This is a genomic window from Cupriavidus pinatubonensis (assembly GCF_019602855.1).
GTDB lineage: Bacteria > Pseudomonadota > Gammaproteobacteria > Burkholderiales > Burkholderiaceae > Cupriavidus > Cupriavidus pinatubonensis.
Genome location: NZ_CP080767.1, coordinates 2374725 through 2391677, shown reverse-complemented (window position 1 = coordinate 2391677; position 16953 = coordinate 2374725). Strand labels below are relative to the sequence as shown.

Genomic DNA, 16953 nt, shown 5'->3' with positions numbered 1-16953 from the left:
TTGCGTCGTGTTGTTGCTGGTGTGTTGACGGTCGGCTCCCTGGCCCTGGGGTTGATGACGTCGCCGGCCTCGGCGGAAGTCGTGGTGGTGCTCAATTCGGGTGATGCTACCGTCACGCTGATCGACAAGGACTCGCAGAAGGTACTGGAGACCTTCCCGGTCGGCAAGGAACCCCACCACCTGATCGCCACGCCGGACGACAAGTCCCTGATCGTGGCGAACGCCGTGGGCAATGACCTCGTTTTCCTCGATCCGGTGACCGGCAAGGTGCAGCAGCGCGTCCCGAACATCGACGATCCGTACCAGATCGGCTTTTCGCCCGACCAGAAGTGGTTCATCGCCACTGGCAACCGGCTGGACCGCGTCGACCTCTATCGCTGGGACGGCAAGGCGCTGAAGATCGCCAAGCAGTTTCCGCTGGCCAAGACGCCGAGCCATATCGCCTATACCGCCGACAGCCGTATCGCGTTCATCACGCTGCAGGACTCCAACGAGGTGGTCGCGATCGACCTTGTCACGCAGAACGTGATGTGGCGCATGGACGCGGGCTCGGCGCCGGCGGGCATCTGGGTGACGCCGGACCAGCGCTACCTGCTGGTCGGCATGACGGGCGCCGACTATGTCGCGGTGATCGACTGGCGCACACGTACCATCGTCAAGCAGATCCAGACCGGAAAGGGCGCACACAACTTCCGTGCCGTCGGTGACAAGCGCCACCTGTTCCTGAGCAATCGCGTATCGGGCAGCATCAGCATCGTCGACCAGCAGACGCTGACCAAGGTGGGCGAGATCACCGGACTGCCGCCGGGTCCGGACGACATGGAGCTGACTGCCGACGGCAAGACGCTGTGGGTGACGTTCCGCTGGGCGCGCGCGGTCGGCCTGATCGACGTGGCCAACCGCAAGCTGGTGAAAACCATCCGCGTAGGCCGTTCGCCCCACGGGATTTATTTCCGCACCCGGGCGCCGCTCTACTGACGACCGCAGGGCAGGATCATGAGCAAGTCCAACGTGTCTCGCTTCAACTGGCTGATCGCCGCCATCGCGGCAATGGCCGCGCCGGTGACGGGTCTGCAGGCTGCTGACGCCCCCTTGGCGCCAGGCCAGGCCTGCCGGGCAGGCACGCTGTACCTGACCTTCGATACAGGCAGCATGAGCCAGGCCCAATTGATTGCCGACACGCTGCGCCGCCACCATATCAAGGCCACGTTTTTCCTGGCCAACGAGCCGACCATCAACAAGGATAGCTCGCTGGAGGCCGGTTGGGCGCCATACTGGAAAGTGCTGGCAGCGGATGGTCATGCATTCGGCACGCATACGTACGATCATGTCTATCTACGCAGCGTGCGCGATGGCAAGGTCACCATGCGCCCGCAGTTCGGTGCCGATGCCGGCAAGGATGTCACCATGGACGCCAACGGTTTTTGCCGCGAGCTGCAACGCAGTGCACAGGCGCTGCGCGGCATGACGGGTGTCGACATGGTGCCGCTGTGGCGCGCGCCGGGCGGCCGCACCGCCCCGCAAACGCTGCAGTGGGCCGAGCAATGCGGGTTCAAGCATGTGGGATGGGCTCCGGCCGGTTTTCTTGGTGACGAATTGTCATCGGAGCGCTATCCGAACCAGGCGCTGCTCGCAAGCGCGCTGCGCGACCTGCGCGACGGCGATATCACCATGGCGCACCTTGGCATCTGGTCGCGCAAGGACCCTTGGGCACCCGGCGTGCTGGAGCCGCTGATCACGGGGCTTGAGCACAAGGGCTTCTGTTTCGCCACGCTGCGCGAGCACCCGGCTTATCGGGACTGGATCGCCACTGCCGGACAGGGTGCGCGCAAGGAGGGCAAGCGCTGATGTGGGAAACCCTCAACGGGTGGATTGCCCAGTTCGAAGGCACGCTGTTCCAGGACGTCGTGCTGCCGCTTGTCTACAACCTGGGATTCGGCGGCTATGCCGAAGACGCGTTCACCGGCACCGAATGGCTGCTGGTGGGGCTGGTGCAGATCGCCGTGATGGTGCTGATTCTGGGCCCGCTGGAAAAGCTGCGCCCGGTCGAGCCGGTCACCGACCGGGCCGGCATCCGCACTGACATCCTCTATACGCTGATCCACCGTCTCGGCCTGTTCCGGCTGGCGATGTTCTTCATGCTGGCGCCGCTGACCGATGCGCTGGAAGGGCATCTGCGGCTGGTCGGCTGGCAGCGTGTGAACGTGGAGGACTGGTGGCCCGGCGTGACGTCGATCCCGCTGGTCAGCTTCTTCGTCTACCTGCTGCTGTTCGATTTGCTCGACTACTGGTACCACCGGCTGTCGCACACCTACCGCTGGTGGTGGAGCCTGCACGCGGTGCATCACAGCCAGCGCCAGATGACGCTGTGGAGCGATAACCGCAATCATCTGCTCGACGACATGCTGCGCGACCTCGTGTTCGCCCTGGTTGCCATTGCGGTGGGTGTGGAGCCGTCTCAATACGTGCTTCTCGTAGCGCTGTCGCAACTGCTGCAAAGCCTTCAGCATGCCAACCTGCGCCTGCACTTCGGCGCGTTCGGCGAACGCCTGCTGGTCTCGCCACGCTTTCACCGTACGCACCATGCCGTGGGGATCGGGCATGAGGCGGCCGGCGTGCCGGCGCGTCTCGGCGGCTGCAACTATGGCGTGATCTTCCCGTGGTGGGACATGCTGTTCGGCACCGCTGTCTTCACGCCGGCATACCATCCGACCGGCATCCGCGACCAGATGCCGCCTCCCACGGGCAAGGGCCGCGACTACGGCGCGGGGCTGCTGGCCCAGCAGTGGTACGGCATCAAACGCCTGCTGCGCCTCGGCTGAGCGACACGCCGCGGCACAGGCGGCGTATGCTAGTGTTCCGGTGCGCGTGCATTTTCCGGCGCATTGCACTGTTCCCTTCCGATATCCTGCATGAACGATATTTTTCGCTCGTTTGGCCGCGCGCTTGTGAGCCAGCTGCATCCTCGCATGCTGATGCTGACGATCCTGCCTTTCCTCCTTGCGACGGCGCTGTGGGGCGGCCTGCTCTGGTGGGGCTGGGACCCGATCATGGGCGCCATGCGGTCTTTCCTCGAAACTTCCGTGCTGACCAGCTGGATCTACAGCACGCTGGACTGGTTCGGGCTTCAGTCGATGCGAGCCGTGGTGGCGCCCTTGTTCGTGGTTGCGCTGGCGGTGCCGTTGGTCATTGCGTCGATGCTGCTGTTCATCAGCCTGTTTTCGGTGCCTGCGGTGGTGCGCCATCTCGAGCGTAGCTACCCGGACCTGGACAAGAAGCGCGGCGGCAGCGTCGTGGGCAGCGTGTTCCAGTCGCTCGGCAGCACGGTGGTGTTCCTGGTCCTGGTGGTGGTGACGTTGCCGCTGTGGCTGATGCCGCTGTTCTTTGCACTGATTCCGCCCGTGCTTTGGGGCTGGTTGACCTACCGCGTAATGACCTATGACGCCCTGGCCGATCACGCGTCCGCCGAAGAGCGAAAGACGCTGATGCAGCGCCATCGTGTCCCGCTGCTGACGATGGGCGTGGTGGTCGGGCTGCTCGGCTCAGCCCCGACGCTGCTGTGGGTGTCGTCTGCTGCGGTCATTTTCCTTTTTCCGTTCGTGCTGGCAGGTACGCTGTGGCTCTACGTGCTGATCTTCATTTTCTCGGCGCTGTGGTTCGGCCATTTCTGCCTGCGTGCGCTCGCGCAACTGCGTGCCGAACGGGCCTCGACCGCGCCGCCTTCGGCGCCGGCCGGTGCCGTTATTGATCTGGCGCCGTCCGACGTGCGCCGCATTGAACATTCCTGAAGCGGGGGCATCATGGGTTTCGGCCTGATCGTCATTGGCGACGAAATACTTTCCGGGCGGCGGGAGGACAAGCACCTGCGCCGCGCCATCGAGCTGCTTGGCGAGCGCGGCCTAAAACTGGACTGGGCCCAGTATGTCGGCGATGACCGTGAAAGCATCACAGCCACGCTGCGCCGCACACTGGCAGGCCCGGATGTGGTGTTCTGCACGGGTGGTATCGGTGCGACGCCCGACGACCATACGCGCCAGTGCGCGGCCGCAGCGCTCGGCGTGCCGCTGGTGCTGCATCCCGAGGCCCGCGAACAGATCGCACTACGGATTGCCGAAACCGCGCAGGGCGATCCAGTCAAGGGCGACCTCAACCTGCCCGAAAACCAGCATCGCTTCAAGATGGGGGAGTTTCCCGAGGGCGCGCGCATCATCCCGAACAGCTACAACCGCATTCCGGGGTTCTCGGTAGCCGACCACCATTTCATGCCAGGCTTCCCCGTCATGGCATGGCCGATGATGGAATGGGTACTGGACCATGCCTATGCCCACCTGTTTCATCAGGCTGGCCAGCAGGAACGTGCGTTCTACGTGTTCGAGGCGCCGGAATCGACGCTGACGCCGCTGATGGAGCGGGTCGAGGCGGCGTTCCCGGGGATCCGCGTGTTTAGCCTGCCATCAGTGGGCGATGCGCAGCGCGGGGAGATTTTTGCCCGGCGCCATATCGACCTTGGCGTCAAGGGCGCCTCGGAGCAGGTCGCACCGGCGTACGCCATGCTGCTCGAAGGGGTACGCAGCATGGGATTCGAAACGGTGGAGCAGGCCGGCGCGGAAGCTGCGCGCTGAGTCGTTCCGAGACAAGAACACAGGGGCCGCGGCCCCTGTTTCATTTTGCGCTTCTACGCTTGCGCGCTTCAGGCGCCGTGCCACGGCAGGCCGCGTACGCACCAGCCCTCAACGGTCTTGCGGTGGTGGTTGTCGTCGCGGTTGCCTTCGAAGCCTTCCAGCACATCCATCGCGTACTGGTAACCGGCTTCGGTCGCAACACGCGCGGCATGCTTGGAGCGCGCGGCGCTGCGGCACAGGAACAGCACCGGCGCGTTGGCCGGCACGCGCGCCTTCAGTTCTTCAACGAAGCGCGCGTTCTGCGCGCCGCCGGGATAGGACATCCACTCCACGTGGGCGAATTGCGCGTCGGGCAGGTCGACGCCGCCGACCCAGTCGAGCTCGGCCTGCGTGCGCACGTCGACCAGCACAGCCGACGGATCGCTCTGCAGCAGCGCGAAGGCTTCCACAGGCGACAGCGCGCCGAAATACGGAAGCTGGTTCTGTTGCTGACGTTGTTGCGCAGTCTTGAGGAGTTCGTCTCGGGTGGTCATCTGGCTGACAAGATTGGTAGTTGGAATGGCGGAGCTGCCAAACCGTTATTCTATAGCGCGCCCCGCCAATGACCATCGATGCAGGCGGGTCGATTCGTCGCTTGCGCAGAGGCAATGAAGCGCAATGGGGCGTTTGCGGTGCGCAATGAACCTGTTTGGTGCATAAGCACTAATAAGGTGCCAAATCTTGATGTGCGCACCGTTATGGTGTTTTATGGGTGGGGTACTTTGCCGGTGTTCTGTTGCGTTTGAATCACGTTGTCATGAGGCGGCTCTGCGCCCGTTGATCGACGTGCCCCCGCAGCGGTGCGCGGGCTTTGGATCCGCACTTTTTTCGGGACGGCGGCAATGCGGCAGGCATTTCCTTGGCATGCTTTCTGCTAACATTCCTCGTCCTTTTCAGGGCAAGGAATCGCGCGGGCACAGCGGCCGTGAGGCTCAGCACTTTGCCGTTGACGCGATGACCGGCCCACGAATGGCTTTCTAGACTTCAGCCGAATTTCAGGAGATTGGCATGGCCCAAAGCGTTGCAGATGTGATGAAGCTTGTGAAGGAAAACGACGTCAAGTTCGTCGATTTCCGTTTCACCGATACCAAAGGCAAGGAGCAACACGTTTCGGTGCCGACCTCGCATTTCGACGACGACAAGTTCGAAAGCGGCCATGCCTTCGACGGTTCGTCCATCGCTGGCTGGAAGGGTATCGAGGCTTCGGACATGCTGCTGATGCCGGATTCGAACACCGCCTTCATCGACCCGTTCTACGAAGAGCCGACGCTGGTGCTGACCTGCGACGTGGTCGAGCCGTCGGATGGCAAGGGCTATGACCGCGACCCGCGTTCGATCGCCAAGCGCGCAGAAGCCTACCTGAAGAGCACCGGACTGGGCGACACCGCCTTCTTCGGTCCGGAACCCGAATTCTTCATCTTCGACGGCGTGACCTGGAACGTCGACATGCAAGGCTGCTTCGTGAAGGTGCATTCCGAAGAAGCCCCGTGGTCGTCGGGCAAGGAATTCGAACACGGCAACTCGGGCCACCGTCCGGGCAAGAAGGGCGGCTACTTCCCGGTTGCCCCGATCGACACGTTCCAGGACATGCGTTCGGAAATGTGCCTGATCCTCGAATCGCTGGGCATTCCCGTTGAAGTCCACCACCACGAAGTGGCTGGCCAGGGCCAGAACGAAATCGGCACGCGCTTCAGCACGCTGGTGCAACGCGCCGACTGGACCCAGCTGCAGAAGTACGTGATCCAGAACGTCGCCCACACCTACGGCAAGACCGCCACGTTCATGCCGAAGCCCATCGTCGGCGACAACGGCTCGGGCATGCACGTGCACCAGTCCGTGTGGAAGGACGGCCAGAACCTGTTCGCGGGCAACGGCTACGCCGGCCTGTCGGAATTCGCGCTGTACTACATCGGCGGCATCATCAAGCACGCTCGCGCGCTGAACGCCATCACCAACCCGGGTACGAACTCGTACAAGCGTCTGGTGCCGGGCTTCGAAGCGCCGGTGAAGCTGGCCTACTCGGCCCGCAACCGTTCGGCCTCGATCCGTATTCCGTACGTTGCCAACCCGAAGGGCCGCCGTATCGAGACCCGCTTCCCGGATCCGCTGATGAACCCGTACCTGGGCTTCTCGGCACTGCTGATGGCCGGTCTGGATGGCGTGATGAACAAGATCCACCCGGGCGAAGCTGCCGACAAGAACCTGTACGACCTGCCGCCGGAAGAGGATGCAAAGATCCCGACCGTCTGCAACAGCCTCGACCAGTCGCTGGAATACCTCGACAACGACCGTGAGTTCCTGACCCGCGGCGGCGTGTTCTCCAACTCCATGCTCGACGCCTACATCGAGCTGAAGATGGAAGAAGTCACCCGCTTCCGCATGACCACTCACCCGGTCGAATTCGAAATGTATTACTCGCTGTAAGCGAGTTGTTGCCCGGCGATGACGACAGGTTGTGGTCGGGCAACAGTAGCACCATCAAGGGGCGGCTTTGGCTGTCCCTTTTTCTTTTGATGGCTAGAATGGGGCTTTCCGTTCAACCCTATCGCTGATGTTCATGAACGAGTTCGCGCCCCTGGCCCGGCTGGCCAAGCTGCTGCACCATTCCCGTGTCCGACTCCCCATCCTGGTGTCTGCGGCCGTGCTGCTGGCATCTGCGTGGAGCCAGACTGCACAGGCGCAGTCCTCCGACGTCTATGTCTGCGTCGGCCCCAATGGCGTGCCCGAGTATCGCAATGGCAACGCAGGCAAAGGCTGCAAGCGGCTGAACCTGCCCGATGTGGTTTCCGTGCCAGGCGGGCGTACCTCGGCGTCGGCAAAGGCTGCTGCGGCTCCGGCAGCGACAGCGTCCACGGCCGGTTTCCCCCGGGTGGATAGCGCCACGCAGAAGAGCCGTGACAGCGAGCGGCGCACCGTGCTGGAGCAGGAATTGCAGGCCGAGGACGCCAAGCTGGCCACCCTGCGTGCCGAGTACAACAACGGCCAGCCCGAGCGGCAGGGCAACGAACGGAATTATCAAAAGTATCTGGATCGCACGGCAGCCATGCGCGATGACATCGCCCGCAGCGAAGCCAACGCGGCGTCGTTGCGCCGCGAGCTTTCCAACTTGAAGGACTAGTCATATGCGTCGCCTGATTCGCAGCGTGTCGCGCAGGAGCGGTAGCGCCGATGGCGCCGGCGGCGACACTGCCGGCCGGACTCCACCGGCCAATGGTCCGGGCAGCGGTCAGGTGTTGCCACTAGGCGCGGTGGCGCTGCATGCCGGCCTCGATGTCGTCGCTAACCCGGTACTGCTCGTCAGGCAACCGGGTCTGGGCGTGATGTATGCCAATCCGGCGGCGGAATCGACCTTCGCAGTGTCGCGCAAGGCGATGGTGGAGTTGTCGTTGTCGGACCTGTTCGGGCAGTCCGAAGAGCTGCAGGGCATGATCGACACGGTGATCACGCGCCAGTTCGATGTGCGGCGCCAGGACTTGGTGCTGCGCCCACCATTGCAGGAGCCCATTCACGCGCACGTGGTCATCGGCGCGCTGGAGGCCTTCAGCGATACCGTGCTCGTTGAGATCCTGCCCAACGAGCAGAAGGTTCGCAGCGACAGGGAAGAGCGCATTCTCGACCTGACGGCCGCTAACAAGGAATTGATCCGCAATCTCGCCCACGAGATCAAGAATCCGCTCGGCGGTATCCGTGGCGCGGCACAACTGCTCGAGTTCGAGTTGCCCGAACGTGCACTGCGCGAATACACGCAGGTCATCATCAAGGAGTCGGACCGGTTGCAGACGCTGGTGGACCGGCTGCTGGAGCCGCACCGCCATCCGCATATCGTGTCGAGCCTGAATATCCACGAGGTGCTAGAGCGTGTGCGTTCGGTCGTGCTGGCCGAGTTTCCCAACGGGCTGGACATCGAGCGCGATTACGATGCCAGCCTGCCCGAACTGCGCGGCGACATGGAACAGCTGATCCAGGCCGTGCTCAATATCGTCCATAACGCAGCCCAGGCGCTGGCCGAGCGCATTGCGCGCGGCGACGCGCAGATCATCCTGCGCACGCGCGTCGCCCGCCAGGTCACGATTGCGAAGCGATTGTTCAAGCTGGCATTGGACTTGCATGTGATCGACAACGGCCCGGGAATTCCCGATGACATCCGCGAACGCATCTTCTATCCGCTGGTTTCGGGTAGGGACGGCGGCAGCGGACTCGGTCTCACACTCGCTCAAACCTTCGTGCAGCAGCACGAGGGCTTGATCGAATGCGAGAGCAGGCCGGGCTGTACCGACTTCCGCATCCTGCTGCCGCTGCACTAGCTGTCCGCCGGCATCCGCGATCGATCGTTGCACTTGCCGCCAGGCCGGGCATGCGGAAGACCAAATGACACCGAGCAGACAAGCGACGCACATGAAGCCGATCTGGATAGTCGACGACGATCAATCAATCCGCTGGGTACTTGAAAAGGCCCTGGCCCGTGAAAGCCTGCTCTCGCGCAGCTTTACCAATGTCCGCGACGCACTCGCGGCGCTGGAAGACGATGTTCCGCAGGTCCTGATATCGGATATCCGCATGCCCGGCGGCTCGGGCCTGGACCTGCTGCAGGCCATCAAGGCGAAGCACCCAGGCCTGCCGGTCATCATCATGACGGCCTATTCGGACCTGGACAGCGCCGTGGCGGCATTCCAGGGCGGCGCCTTCGAATATCTGGCCAAGCCGTTCGATGTCGACAAGGCCGTCGAACTGATCCGCCGCGCGCTCGAAGAAAGCCTGCGCGAGGAGGAGATGGACGACCGGCTCGTCGATGCGCCGGAAATCCTCGGGCAGGCGCCCGCGATGCAGGACGTGTTCCGCGCGATCGGCCGCCTGTCGCAATCGAATGTGACGGTGATGATTACGGGCGAGTCCGGTACGGGCAAGGAACTCGTCGCGCGAGCCTTGCACAAGCACAGCCCGCGCGCGAATGGCCCGTTCATTGCGCTGAACACGGCCGCCATCCCGAAGGATCTGCTCGAATCCGAACTGTTCGGCCATGAGCGCGGCGCGTTCACGGGCGCGCAAACCATGCGCCGCGGTCGCTTCGAGCAGGCCGAGGGCGGCACGCTGTTCCTCGATGAAATCGGCGATATGCCGTTCGACCTGCAGACCCGGCTGCTGCGTGTGCTGTCCGACGGAAACTTCTACCGTGTGGGCGGGCACAATCCGCTGCGCGCCAATGTGCGCGTGATTGCCGCCACGCACCAGAACCTGGAGTTGCGCGTCAAGGAGGGCCTGTTCCGCGAAGACTTGTTCCACCGCCTGAACGTGATCCGGCTACGCCTGCCGCCGCTGCGCGAACGTCCCGAGGACATCACGCTGCTGGCACGGCATTTCCTGCAGAAGAGCGCGAAGGAACTGGGCGTGGAGCCCAAGCGCATGTCCGACGAGGCGCTGGCGTACGTGAGCACGCTGCCGTTCCCGGGCAACGTGCGCCAGCTAGAGAACCTCTGCAACTGGCTTACCGTGATGGCGCCGGCCCAGACCATCGAGGTCAAGGACTTGCCGCGCGAGATGATCGGCACCGGCAGTGCGGAAAGCGCGCCGGTGCCGCGTGCGGTCGAGGCGCGTTTGCCATCGGCTGATTTCGAGGGCGGCCATGATCTTTCCGATTACGGCGGACTGGCCATGCCAGTCGCCGAGGCGGACACCATGACCGCGGTGAGGCCAGTCACGGCGACCTCGATGCCAGCACCTTCGTCGCTCGCGGCCGGATGGGAAACCCTGCTCGCTGGCGAGGCAAAGGCAATGCTGGAGTCCGGCCAGCCGGAAGTCATGGACGTGCTGACGCGGCGCTTCGAAAAGGCCGTACTGGAGGCGGCGCTCGGTGTGACGCGGGGCCGCCGCGTGGAAGCTGCCACGCGGCTTGGCATCGGACGCAATACGATCACGCGCAAGCTGCAGGAACTGGGCTTCGACTAAGCTACCGATGATGGCTTTCAGCGAAAAGGCCGGGTTCGCCCCGGCCTTTTCTCTTGCTATGCACTATCCGAGCGCGCCGCAAGCAAACGCTCGGCCATCTCGGCGAATCCATCGCCGCCCACGGCCTCGGTCACGTAGGCCGGCGCCACCGGCAATTGCGGCAGGATCTCGCGCACGTTGGCGACGCCGACCGACAAGGGGAAATGCGCGAACATGCTCGCATCGTTGGCCGAGTCGCCGATGAACAGCCATTCGTCGCGCCGGATGTCGAGGTCTTCGCCGAGCAGTTCCGCCGCACACAGCCGGCTCATGCTGAGCTTGTCGTGCTGGCCGAACCAGCCGTTGACGTGGATGGAGCTGACTGTCGCCGTCATGCCTTCGTCTTGCATGAGCCGAACAATATGGGAAACCGCATCGGGCGGCAGCGGCGTGACATCCTCGGCGTGGTCGATGGCCAGGTCGGCTGCGTGCCAGGCCTGGTCAGAGGCGAGCGTGCTGCCGGGGACTTCGCGCACGATGCGCTCGCCCAGTGCACGGATACGGTCGCGATTGCGGGCGCGGGTTGGGGCGTCATCGAGGAAGCGCGTCAGCAATCGGCCATCGCGCAGGTGCGAGTAGAACGCGCCGTTCTCGCCAATGATGGCGTCCACGGGCCATAGCCGCACCAGGATCTCGGCCCAGGCGATGCAGCGGCCAGTGACCGGGATCACATGCAGGCCGGCCTGGTGGAGGTGCTCCAGCGCGAGGGCTGCTCGCGCCGGCAGCCTGCCGCCCGTGGTCAGGGTGCCATCGATGTCGGTCAGGATCCCGCGCACGCGGCGCAGGGCGGGGGCGGCCAGGGTTTGGAGCGGTTGCATGGTGCCGGATTGTACTGCCGCTTGCCCTGCACCATTGCGGGAAGCGGTGGGGTCGGTCGACATTGCACTGCAATAAGTCTCGTACTGGTGATTTTGCTGAATTGCCGCCCGGGGTGCGACAGGCGTAACATGCCGGTGTCATAAAAAGCACATAAATTCGCTTGTTTCCCGATGCAGCGAACAACTTGACCAGGAGAGACCACCCATGTCCTTTTCCCGTAGTGTGCTGAAGATCGCCGTGCTGGCCGCCCTTACCGGGGCGGGCAGCGCCCAGGCAGCGGTCGAGATCCAGTGGTGGCATTCGATGGAAGGCGCCTTGAATGACAAGGTGAATGCCATTGCCAACCAGTTCAATGCCAGCCAGTCCGACTACAAGATCGTGCCCGTCTACAAGGGTCAGTATGACGAGTCGCTGGCGGCGGGTATTGCGGCGTTCCGGTCTGGCAATGCGCCGGCCATTCTGCAGGTATTCGAAGTCGGCACGGCCACCATGATGAATGCCAAGGGCGCCATCAAGCCCGTGGCCACGGTCATGAAGGAGGCGGGCGAAAAGTTTGATCCGAAGGCGTACATTCCGGCGGTGGCGGGCTACTACACGTCGAACAAGGGCGAGATGCTGTCGTTCCCGTTCAACAGTTCGACCACGGTGATGTACTACAACAAGGATGCGTTCAAGAAGGCGGGGCTGGACCCCAACAAGCCGCCTGCAACCTGGCAGGAAGTGGCGACCGACTCAGCCAAGCTGAAGGCGGCCGGCGTTTCGTGCGGCTACACCACTGACTGGCAGTCCTGGGTGCACCTGGAGAGTTTCTCTGCCTGGCACAACGTCCTCTTCGCGACGGAAAACAATGGCTTCGGCGGACCGGGCGCGCGCCTGGTGTTCAACTCGCCGCTGCATGTCAAGCACATCGCCAACCTGCTGGACATGTCGCAGAAGGGCTATTTCGTCTACGGCGGCCGCAAGGATGAGCCGAAGGCCAAGTTCATTGCCGGCCAGTGCGCGATGCTGACGGGCTCGTCGGCAGCGCTTGCCAATATTCGCAAGAACGCCAAGTTCGACTTCACAGTGGCGCCGTTGCCGTACGAGCAGGGCGTGCCGGGTGCCCCGCAGAATACGATCATCGGCGGCGCATCGTTGTGGGTCATGAGTGGCCGCAAGCCGGACGAGTACAAGGGCGTGGCCAAGTTCTTCTCGTATCTGTCGCGCCCCGATGTCCAGGCCGACTGGCACCAGTCGACGGGCTATCTGCCCGTGACGGTGGCCGCCTACGAGCTCACCAAGAAGTCGGGCTACTACGACAAGAACCCGGGCGCGGACGTGGCGGTCAAGCAGATGATCGTCAAGACCACGGATAAGTCGCGGGGCATTCGCCTTGGCAACTTCCCGCAGATCCGTAGTGTGATCGACGAAGAGCTCGAGGCAGTCTGGTCGGGCAAGAAGCAACCCAAGGAGGCGCTCGATGCCGCCGTGGCGCGCGGCAACGAACTGCTGGAGCGGTTCCAGAAGACCGTGCGCGAGTAAGCTTCGCCAGTTCTGTAGCGGGGCCGGGACGGCCGCAAGGCGGGCGTCCTGCCTCTGCATGGGTTTATGCAAGGCGGCCGCCTGGCCGTCGCGGCGCGGGATGTCTTATGGAAAAACGGGTTGTTTTCCGCTCTTCGTGGCTGCCCTATCTGCTGGTGCTGCCGCAGATGGCGGTCACGCTGATCTTTTTCTTTCTGCCTGCCGGGCAGGCCCTGTATCAATCGGTGCTCCAGCAAGACGCGTTCGGCATCGACCTGCAGTTCGTCGGGCTGGACAATTTCCGGGTGCTGGCGAATGACGGCGAGTACCTGCACTCCTTGCAGGTCACGGCTGTGTTCGCGGTGGGAGTGACGCTGCTGGGCCTTTCCGTGTCATTGCTGCTGGCCTACTTTGCCGACCGCGTGGTGCGTGGCGCGACGGGGTACAAGACACTTCTGATCTGGCCCTATGCCGTGGCGCCGGCGGTGGCCGGCGTGCTGTGGATGTTTCTCTTCAATCCAACGCTGGGCGTCGTGTCCTATGCGTTGCATGCTGCAGGCGTGCACTGGGATTTTCTGCTCAATGCCAACCAGGCGATGTTGCTGGTGGTGATCATCGCCGCGTGGAAGCAGATCAGCTATAACTTCCTGTTCTTCCTTGCCGGGCTGCAGAGCATTCCAAAGTCGCTGATCGAGGCGGCGGCGATCGATGGCGCGGGACCGTGGAAGCGCTTCTGGTCGATCGTGTTTCCGCTGCTATCACCGACCACCTTCTTTCTGATGGTGGTCAATGTGGTGTACGCGTTTTTCGACACCTTTGCGATCATCGACGCGGTGACGCACGGGGGGCCGGTCAACGCGACCAATACGCTGGTGTACAAGGTCTACCACGACGGTTTCCGTGGGCTGGATATCGGCGGCTCGGCGGCGCAGTCAGTGGTGCTGATGGTGATCGTGATCGCGTTGACCGTGGTGCAGTTCAAGTACGTGGAACGCAAGGTGCAATACTAAGAGGCGGGCTGCAAGATGGTAGAACGACGACCTTTGCTCGATGTACTTTCTCATTTGATGCTGCTCCTTGGCGTGGGCATCGTGGCCTTTCCGGTCTATGTGACCTTCGTCGCGTCGACACTAACCGCGGACGAGGTACTACAGGCGCCCATGACGTTGGTGCCAGGCAGCCACTTGCTGGAAAACTACAGGACGGTCCTGGTGGACGGTGTTGGCAATGCCGCGTCGCCCGTTTCCACGATGATGATGAACAGCCTGATCATGGCGCTCGGGATTGCGCTGGGCAAGATCGCGATCTCCATCATCTCGGCCTTCGCGATCGTCTATTTCCGCTTCCCGCTGCGCAAGACCTTCTTCTGGCTGATCTTCATCACGCTGATGCTGCCGGTGGAAGTCCGCATTCTGCCAACCTACAAGGTCGTGTCCGACCTCGGCATGCTCGACAGCTATTTTGGCCTGACGATTCCGATCATCGCCTCGGCCACGGCCACGTTCCTGTTCCGGCAGTTCTTCCTGACGATTCCCGACGAGCTTGCCGAAGCGGCGCGCATCGATGGCGCAGGGCCGCTGCGCTTCTTCTGGGACGTGGTGCTGCCACTGTCGCGCACGAGCATCGCGGCCCTGTTCGTGATCCAGTTCATCTACGGCTGGAACCAGTACCTGTGGCCGCTGCTGATCACCACGCAGAAGTCGATGACGCCGATCGTGGTCGGTGTGACGCAGATGATTTCGCGCTCGGGCGATGCGGCAACGGACTGGAACCTCGTAATGGCCACCGTGATGCTGGCCATGATTCCGCCAGCTGTCGTCGTGGTGCTGATGCAGAAGTGGTTCGTCAAGGGACTGGTCGAAACCGAGAAGTGAGCGCGCGATCCGGAGACTGGATTCACGCAGGCTGTTCAGGAACACACAATGGCAAAACTGTCGCTTCGCAATGTTCAGAAGACCTATGCCGGCAACGTCAAAGTCGTGCACGGTATCGACATGGAGATCGCTGACGGCGAGTTCATCGTCATCGTCGGCCCATCGGGCTGCGGCAAATCCACGCTGCTGCGCATGGTGGCGGGGCTGGAGACCATCACCGGCGGGGATATTCATATCGGCGATCGGGTCGTCAACAATCTGGAGCCGGCCGAGCGCGACATCGCCATGGTGTTCCAGAACTACGCGCTGTACCCGCATATGAGCGTGTACGACAACATGGCGTACGGGCTCAAGATACGCGGCATGGCCAAGGCCGAGATCGAGCAGCGCGTCAAACATGCGGCCGGCATTCTCGAACTTGCGCCGCTGCTGGACCGCAAGCCCCGGCAGCTTTCCGGCGGCCAGCGCCAGCGCGTGGCGATGGGGCGTGCCATCGTGCGCGAGCCGTCGGTGTTCTTGTTTGACGAGCCATTGTCGAACCTCGATGCCAAGCTGCGGGTGCAGATGCGCCTGGAGCTCAAGGAGCTGCATCGACGACTTGGTACAACGAGCCTTTACGTGACGCATGACCAGGTCGAGGCCATGACGCTGGCTGACCGCATGATGGTGCTCAACGGCGGGCGTGTCGAACAGATCGGTACGCCGCTGGAGGTCTATACGCGCCCGGCCAGTACTTTCGTGGCCGGCTTTATCGGTTCGCCGCCGATGAATCTGGTCCCGGTCGCGCGCAACGGCGGCGCGGCGGGAGCGGGCGGCGTGGCGCAGATGCGCGTGTTAGGGAAGGAGGGGGGCGCCAGCGACGCGACGCTTGGACACCTGCCGATGGGTTTGCATCTGCCGGCCGAAGCGCTGCTCGGGCTGCGGCCGGAGCATATCGAGCCGTGTGCTGCGCATGATGCGATTGCCGAAGTCGACGTGCGCGTGGTCGAAGCACTGGGTGCGGATTCCTTTGCCTATGGATCACTGGGTGGCCAGCCCATCGTCGTGCGGCTCGACAGCCATGCCCGGGTGCGCGCCGGCGACAAGCTGCCGGTGACATCGTCGCCGGATCATCTTCACTTCTTCGACGCCCAATCGGGCAAGCGCATCGAGGCCTGAGCATGGATGCACCGCAATTCGCGCCCGTCACGGCGGCCAACTGGCCATACCCTCGCCACATCGCGCACCGCGGCGCCGGCAAGCTGGCGCCCGAGAACACGCTGACTGCCTTCCGCCTCGGTGCGTCGTTTGGCTACCGGATGTTCGAGTTCGATGTGAAGCTGAGCGCGGACGGCAAGGCGGTGCTGATGCACGATGCCATGCTGGATCGGACTACCAGCGGTACCGGCCGCGTCGATGCACTAACGTTCGGCGAGTTGGCTCAGCTCGATGCCGGAGCCTGGCACAGCCCCGGATACGCCGGCGAGCCGGTGCCGACCCTGGCCGCCATCGCGCGTTATACGCGAGCCAACGGGCTTCTCTGCAATATCGAGATCAAGCCTGTCCCCGGGCGGGAAAGGGAAACCGGCGCTGCAGTCGCGCTGGACGCCCGGTCCATGTGGCGCGGAGCCGACGTGCCGCCCCTGCTGTCGTCGTTTTCGGAAGAGGCGCTCGCCGCGGCGCGGCTGGCCGTGCCGGAGCTTCCGCGCGCCTTGCTGGTCGATGTGCTGCCGCCGGACTGGCTCGCCCGCGCGCAGGCGCTCGGTTGCGTCGCGCTGGATGCGAACCACAAGGGGCTCGATGCTCAGGTCATTGCCGCCGCGCACTCCGCGGGACTGAAGGTGCTTAGCTATACCGTGAACGATCCCGGGCGCGCTGCCGAACTGATCGGCTGGGGGCTCGACGGACTGATTACGGACGCTGTCGACGCCATTTCCCCGGCCGACTAATTGTTGCGGATCTGTTGTTTGAGACGCGAATTAATGCGGCGTGTAATACCACATCGCGAAAAGTCCACATAGCGCATAAGCAAACGTGCTATTCTTACCGGCGTGAAGACTTAGGTCCTTCCCCGCACAACTTGCCCTTTCGGGCCTTGTGGCGGCACTTATACTCCGGCGCCCTAGTGGTGCCGTTTG

Annotated in this window: 16 protein-coding genes; 14 read left to right on the top strand and 2 right to left on the bottom strand. The window is 63.3% G+C overall.

The features are described from left to right. Positions 1-54: 54 nt before the first annotated feature. From K2O51_RS23735 to K2O51_RS23715, 5 genes are all read left to right on the top strand, one after another. Positions 55-978, top strand: a complete 924-nt coding sequence (locus K2O51_RS23735; RefSeq protein ID WP_235679811.1) for a YVTN family beta-propeller repeat protein — start codon at positions 55-57, stop codon at positions 976-978. An 18-nt stretch (positions 979-996) separates the two neighbouring features. Continuing rightward, positions 997-1848: a polysaccharide deacetylase family protein gene (locus K2O51_RS23730; protein ID WP_220630886.1), complete on the top strand. Its 852-nt coding sequence runs from the start codon at positions 997-999 to the stop codon at positions 1846-1848. After that, positions 1848-2822, top strand: a complete 975-nt coding sequence (locus K2O51_RS23725) for a sterol desaturase family protein (RefSeq protein ID WP_220630885.1) — start codon at positions 1848-1850, stop codon at positions 2820-2822. The genes K2O51_RS23730 and K2O51_RS23725 overlap by 1 nt, the downstream gene beginning before the upstream one ends. Before the next feature lie 90 nt (positions 2823-2912). Further along, the gene (locus tag K2O51_RS23720; protein WP_220630884.1) at positions 2913-3788 is read left to right on the top strand and encodes an EI24 domain-containing protein; all 876 of its coding nucleotides are present in this window, start codon (positions 2913-2915) and stop codon (positions 3786-3788) included. Between the two features lie 12 nt (positions 3789-3800). After that, positions 3801-4622, top strand: a complete 822-nt coding sequence (locus K2O51_RS23715; RefSeq protein WP_220630883.1) for a competence/damage-inducible protein A — start codon at positions 3801-3803, stop codon at positions 4620-4622. Between the two features lie 68 nt (positions 4623-4690). Here the strand turns inward: K2O51_RS23715 and K2O51_RS23710 are convergent, their stop codons facing one another. Further along, positions 4691-5155, bottom strand: a complete 465-nt coding sequence (locus K2O51_RS23710; protein WP_011298221.1) for a rhodanese-like domain-containing protein — start codon at positions 5153-5155, stop codon at positions 4691-4693. 514 nt (positions 5156-5669) lie between these two features. On the opposite strand from K2O51_RS23710, the gene K2O51_RS23705 reads away from it, so the two are divergent. From K2O51_RS23705 to ntrC, 4 genes are all read left to right on the top strand, one after another. Continuing rightward, positions 5670-7085 carry a 3-hydroxylaminophenol mutase gene (locus K2O51_RS23705; RefSeq protein ID WP_011298219.1) on the top strand — a complete coding sequence of 472 codons (1416 nt, stop codon included), beginning with the start codon at positions 5670-5672 and terminating at the stop codon, positions 7083-7085. 127 nt (positions 7086-7212) lie between these two features. Then, the gene (locus tag K2O51_RS23700; protein ID WP_011298218.1) at positions 7213-7779 is read left to right on the top strand and encodes a hypothetical protein; all 567 of its coding nucleotides are present in this window, start codon (positions 7213-7215) and stop codon (positions 7777-7779) included. Between the two features lie 4 nt (positions 7780-7783). Continuing rightward, positions 7784-8965, top strand: coding sequence for a nitrogen regulation protein NR(II) (gene glnL / locus K2O51_RS23695; RefSeq protein ID WP_011298217.1), 1182 nt, complete (start codon positions 7784-7786; stop codon positions 8963-8965). A gap of 91 nt (positions 8966-9056) precedes the next feature. Next, positions 9057-10604: a nitrogen regulation protein NR(I) gene (gene ntrC / locus K2O51_RS23690; protein ID WP_041679642.1), complete on the top strand. Its 1548-nt coding sequence runs from the start codon at positions 9057-9059 to the stop codon at positions 10602-10604. A gap of 56 nt (positions 10605-10660) precedes the next feature. On the opposite strand, the gene K2O51_RS23685 is transcribed toward ntrC, so the two are convergent. After that, positions 10661-11461 (bottom strand): HAD-IIB family hydrolase, encoded by an 801-nt coding sequence (locus tag K2O51_RS23685; protein ID WP_041679984.1) that lies wholly within the window; start codon positions 11459-11461, stop codon positions 10661-10663. Positions 11462-11666: 205 nt separating this feature from the next. Here K2O51_RS23685 and ugpB point away from each other — a divergent pair, with 205 nt between their 5' ends. The 5 genes from ugpB (at position 11667) to ugpQ (ending at position 16764) form a co-directional block, all read left to right on the top strand. Next, positions 11667-12983 carry a sn-glycerol-3-phosphate ABC transporter substrate-binding protein UgpB gene (gene ugpB, locus K2O51_RS23680; protein WP_140950585.1) on the top strand — a complete coding sequence of 439 codons (1317 nt, stop codon included), beginning with the start codon at positions 11667-11669 and terminating at the stop codon, positions 12981-12983. Between the two features lie 107 nt (positions 12984-13090). Beyond that, positions 13091-13972 carry a sn-glycerol-3-phosphate ABC transporter permease UgpA gene (gene ugpA / locus K2O51_RS23675; RefSeq protein ID WP_140950584.1) on the top strand — a complete coding sequence of 294 codons (882 nt, stop codon included), beginning with the start codon at positions 13091-13093 and terminating at the stop codon, positions 13970-13972. 15 nt (positions 13973-13987) lie between these two features. Beyond that, positions 13988-14836 carry a sn-glycerol-3-phosphate ABC transporter permease UgpE gene (ugpE, locus tag K2O51_RS23670; protein WP_011298212.1) on the top strand — a complete coding sequence of 283 codons (849 nt, stop codon included), beginning with the start codon at positions 13988-13990 and terminating at the stop codon, positions 14834-14836. 48 nt (positions 14837-14884) lie between these two features. After that, a complete protein-coding gene (locus K2O51_RS23665) occupies positions 14885-15994 on the top strand; it encodes a sn-glycerol-3-phosphate import ATP-binding protein UgpC (RefSeq protein ID WP_140950583.1) in 1110 nt (369 codons plus the stop codon). A gap of 2 nt (positions 15995-15996) precedes the next feature. Continuing rightward, a complete protein-coding gene (gene ugpQ / locus K2O51_RS23660; RefSeq protein WP_140950582.1) occupies positions 15997-16764 on the top strand; it encodes a glycerophosphodiester phosphodiesterase in 768 nt (255 codons plus the stop codon). The last annotated feature ends 189 nt before the right edge of the window (positions 16765-16953 follow it).

What these genes read in the sequence shown, in the direction of transcription:
- K2O51_RS23735 (WP_235679811.1), top strand. Translation starts at nt 55, where the DNA reads ATGACGTCGCCGGCCTCGGCGGAAGTCGTGGTGGTGCTCAATTCGGGT.
- K2O51_RS23730 (WP_220630886.1), top strand. Translation starts at nt 997, where the DNA reads ATGAGCAAGTCCAACGTGTCTCGCTTCAACTGGCTGATCGCCGCCATC.
- K2O51_RS23725 (WP_220630885.1), top strand. Translation starts at nt 1,848, where the DNA reads ATGTGGGAAACCCTCAACGGGTGGATTGCCCAGTTCGAAGGCACGCTG.
- K2O51_RS23720 (WP_220630884.1), top strand. Translation starts at nt 2,913, where the DNA reads ATGAACGATATTTTTCGCTCGTTTGGCCGCGCGCTTGTGAGCCAGCTG.
- K2O51_RS23715 (WP_220630883.1), top strand. Translation starts at nt 3,801, where the DNA reads ATGGGTTTCGGCCTGATCGTCATTGGCGACGAAATACTTTCCGGGCGG.
- K2O51_RS23710 (WP_011298221.1), bottom strand. Translation starts at nt 5,155, where the DNA reads ATGACCACCCGAGACGAACTCCTCAAGACTGCGCAACAACGTCAGCAA.
- K2O51_RS23705 (WP_011298219.1), top strand. Translation starts at nt 5,670, where the DNA reads ATGGCCCAAAGCGTTGCAGATGTGATGAAGCTTGTGAAGGAAAACGAC.
- K2O51_RS23700 (WP_011298218.1), top strand. Translation starts at nt 7,213, where the DNA reads ATGTTCATGAACGAGTTCGCGCCCCTGGCCCGGCTGGCCAAGCTGCTG.
- glnL (WP_011298217.1), top strand. Translation starts at nt 7,784, where the DNA reads ATGCGTCGCCTGATTCGCAGCGTGTCGCGCAGGAGCGGTAGCGCCGAT.
- ntrC (WP_041679642.1), top strand. Translation starts at nt 9,057, where the DNA reads ATGAAGCCGATCTGGATAGTCGACGACGATCAATCAATCCGCTGGGTA.
- K2O51_RS23685 (WP_041679984.1), bottom strand. Translation starts at nt 11,461, where the DNA reads ATGCAACCGCTCCAAACCCTGGCCGCCCCCGCCCTGCGCCGCGTGCGC.
- ugpB (WP_140950585.1), top strand. Translation starts at nt 11,667, where the DNA reads ATGTCCTTTTCCCGTAGTGTGCTGAAGATCGCCGTGCTGGCCGCCCTT.
- ugpA (WP_140950584.1), top strand. Translation starts at nt 13,091, where the DNA reads ATGGAAAAACGGGTTGTTTTCCGCTCTTCGTGGCTGCCCTATCTGCTG.
- ugpE (WP_011298212.1), top strand. Translation starts at nt 13,988, where the DNA reads ATGGTAGAACGACGACCTTTGCTCGATGTACTTTCTCATTTGATGCTG.
- K2O51_RS23665 (WP_140950583.1), top strand. Translation starts at nt 14,885, where the DNA reads ATGGCAAAACTGTCGCTTCGCAATGTTCAGAAGACCTATGCCGGCAAC.
- ugpQ (WP_140950582.1), top strand. Translation starts at nt 15,997, where the DNA reads ATGGATGCACCGCAATTCGCGCCCGTCACGGCGGCCAACTGGCCATAC.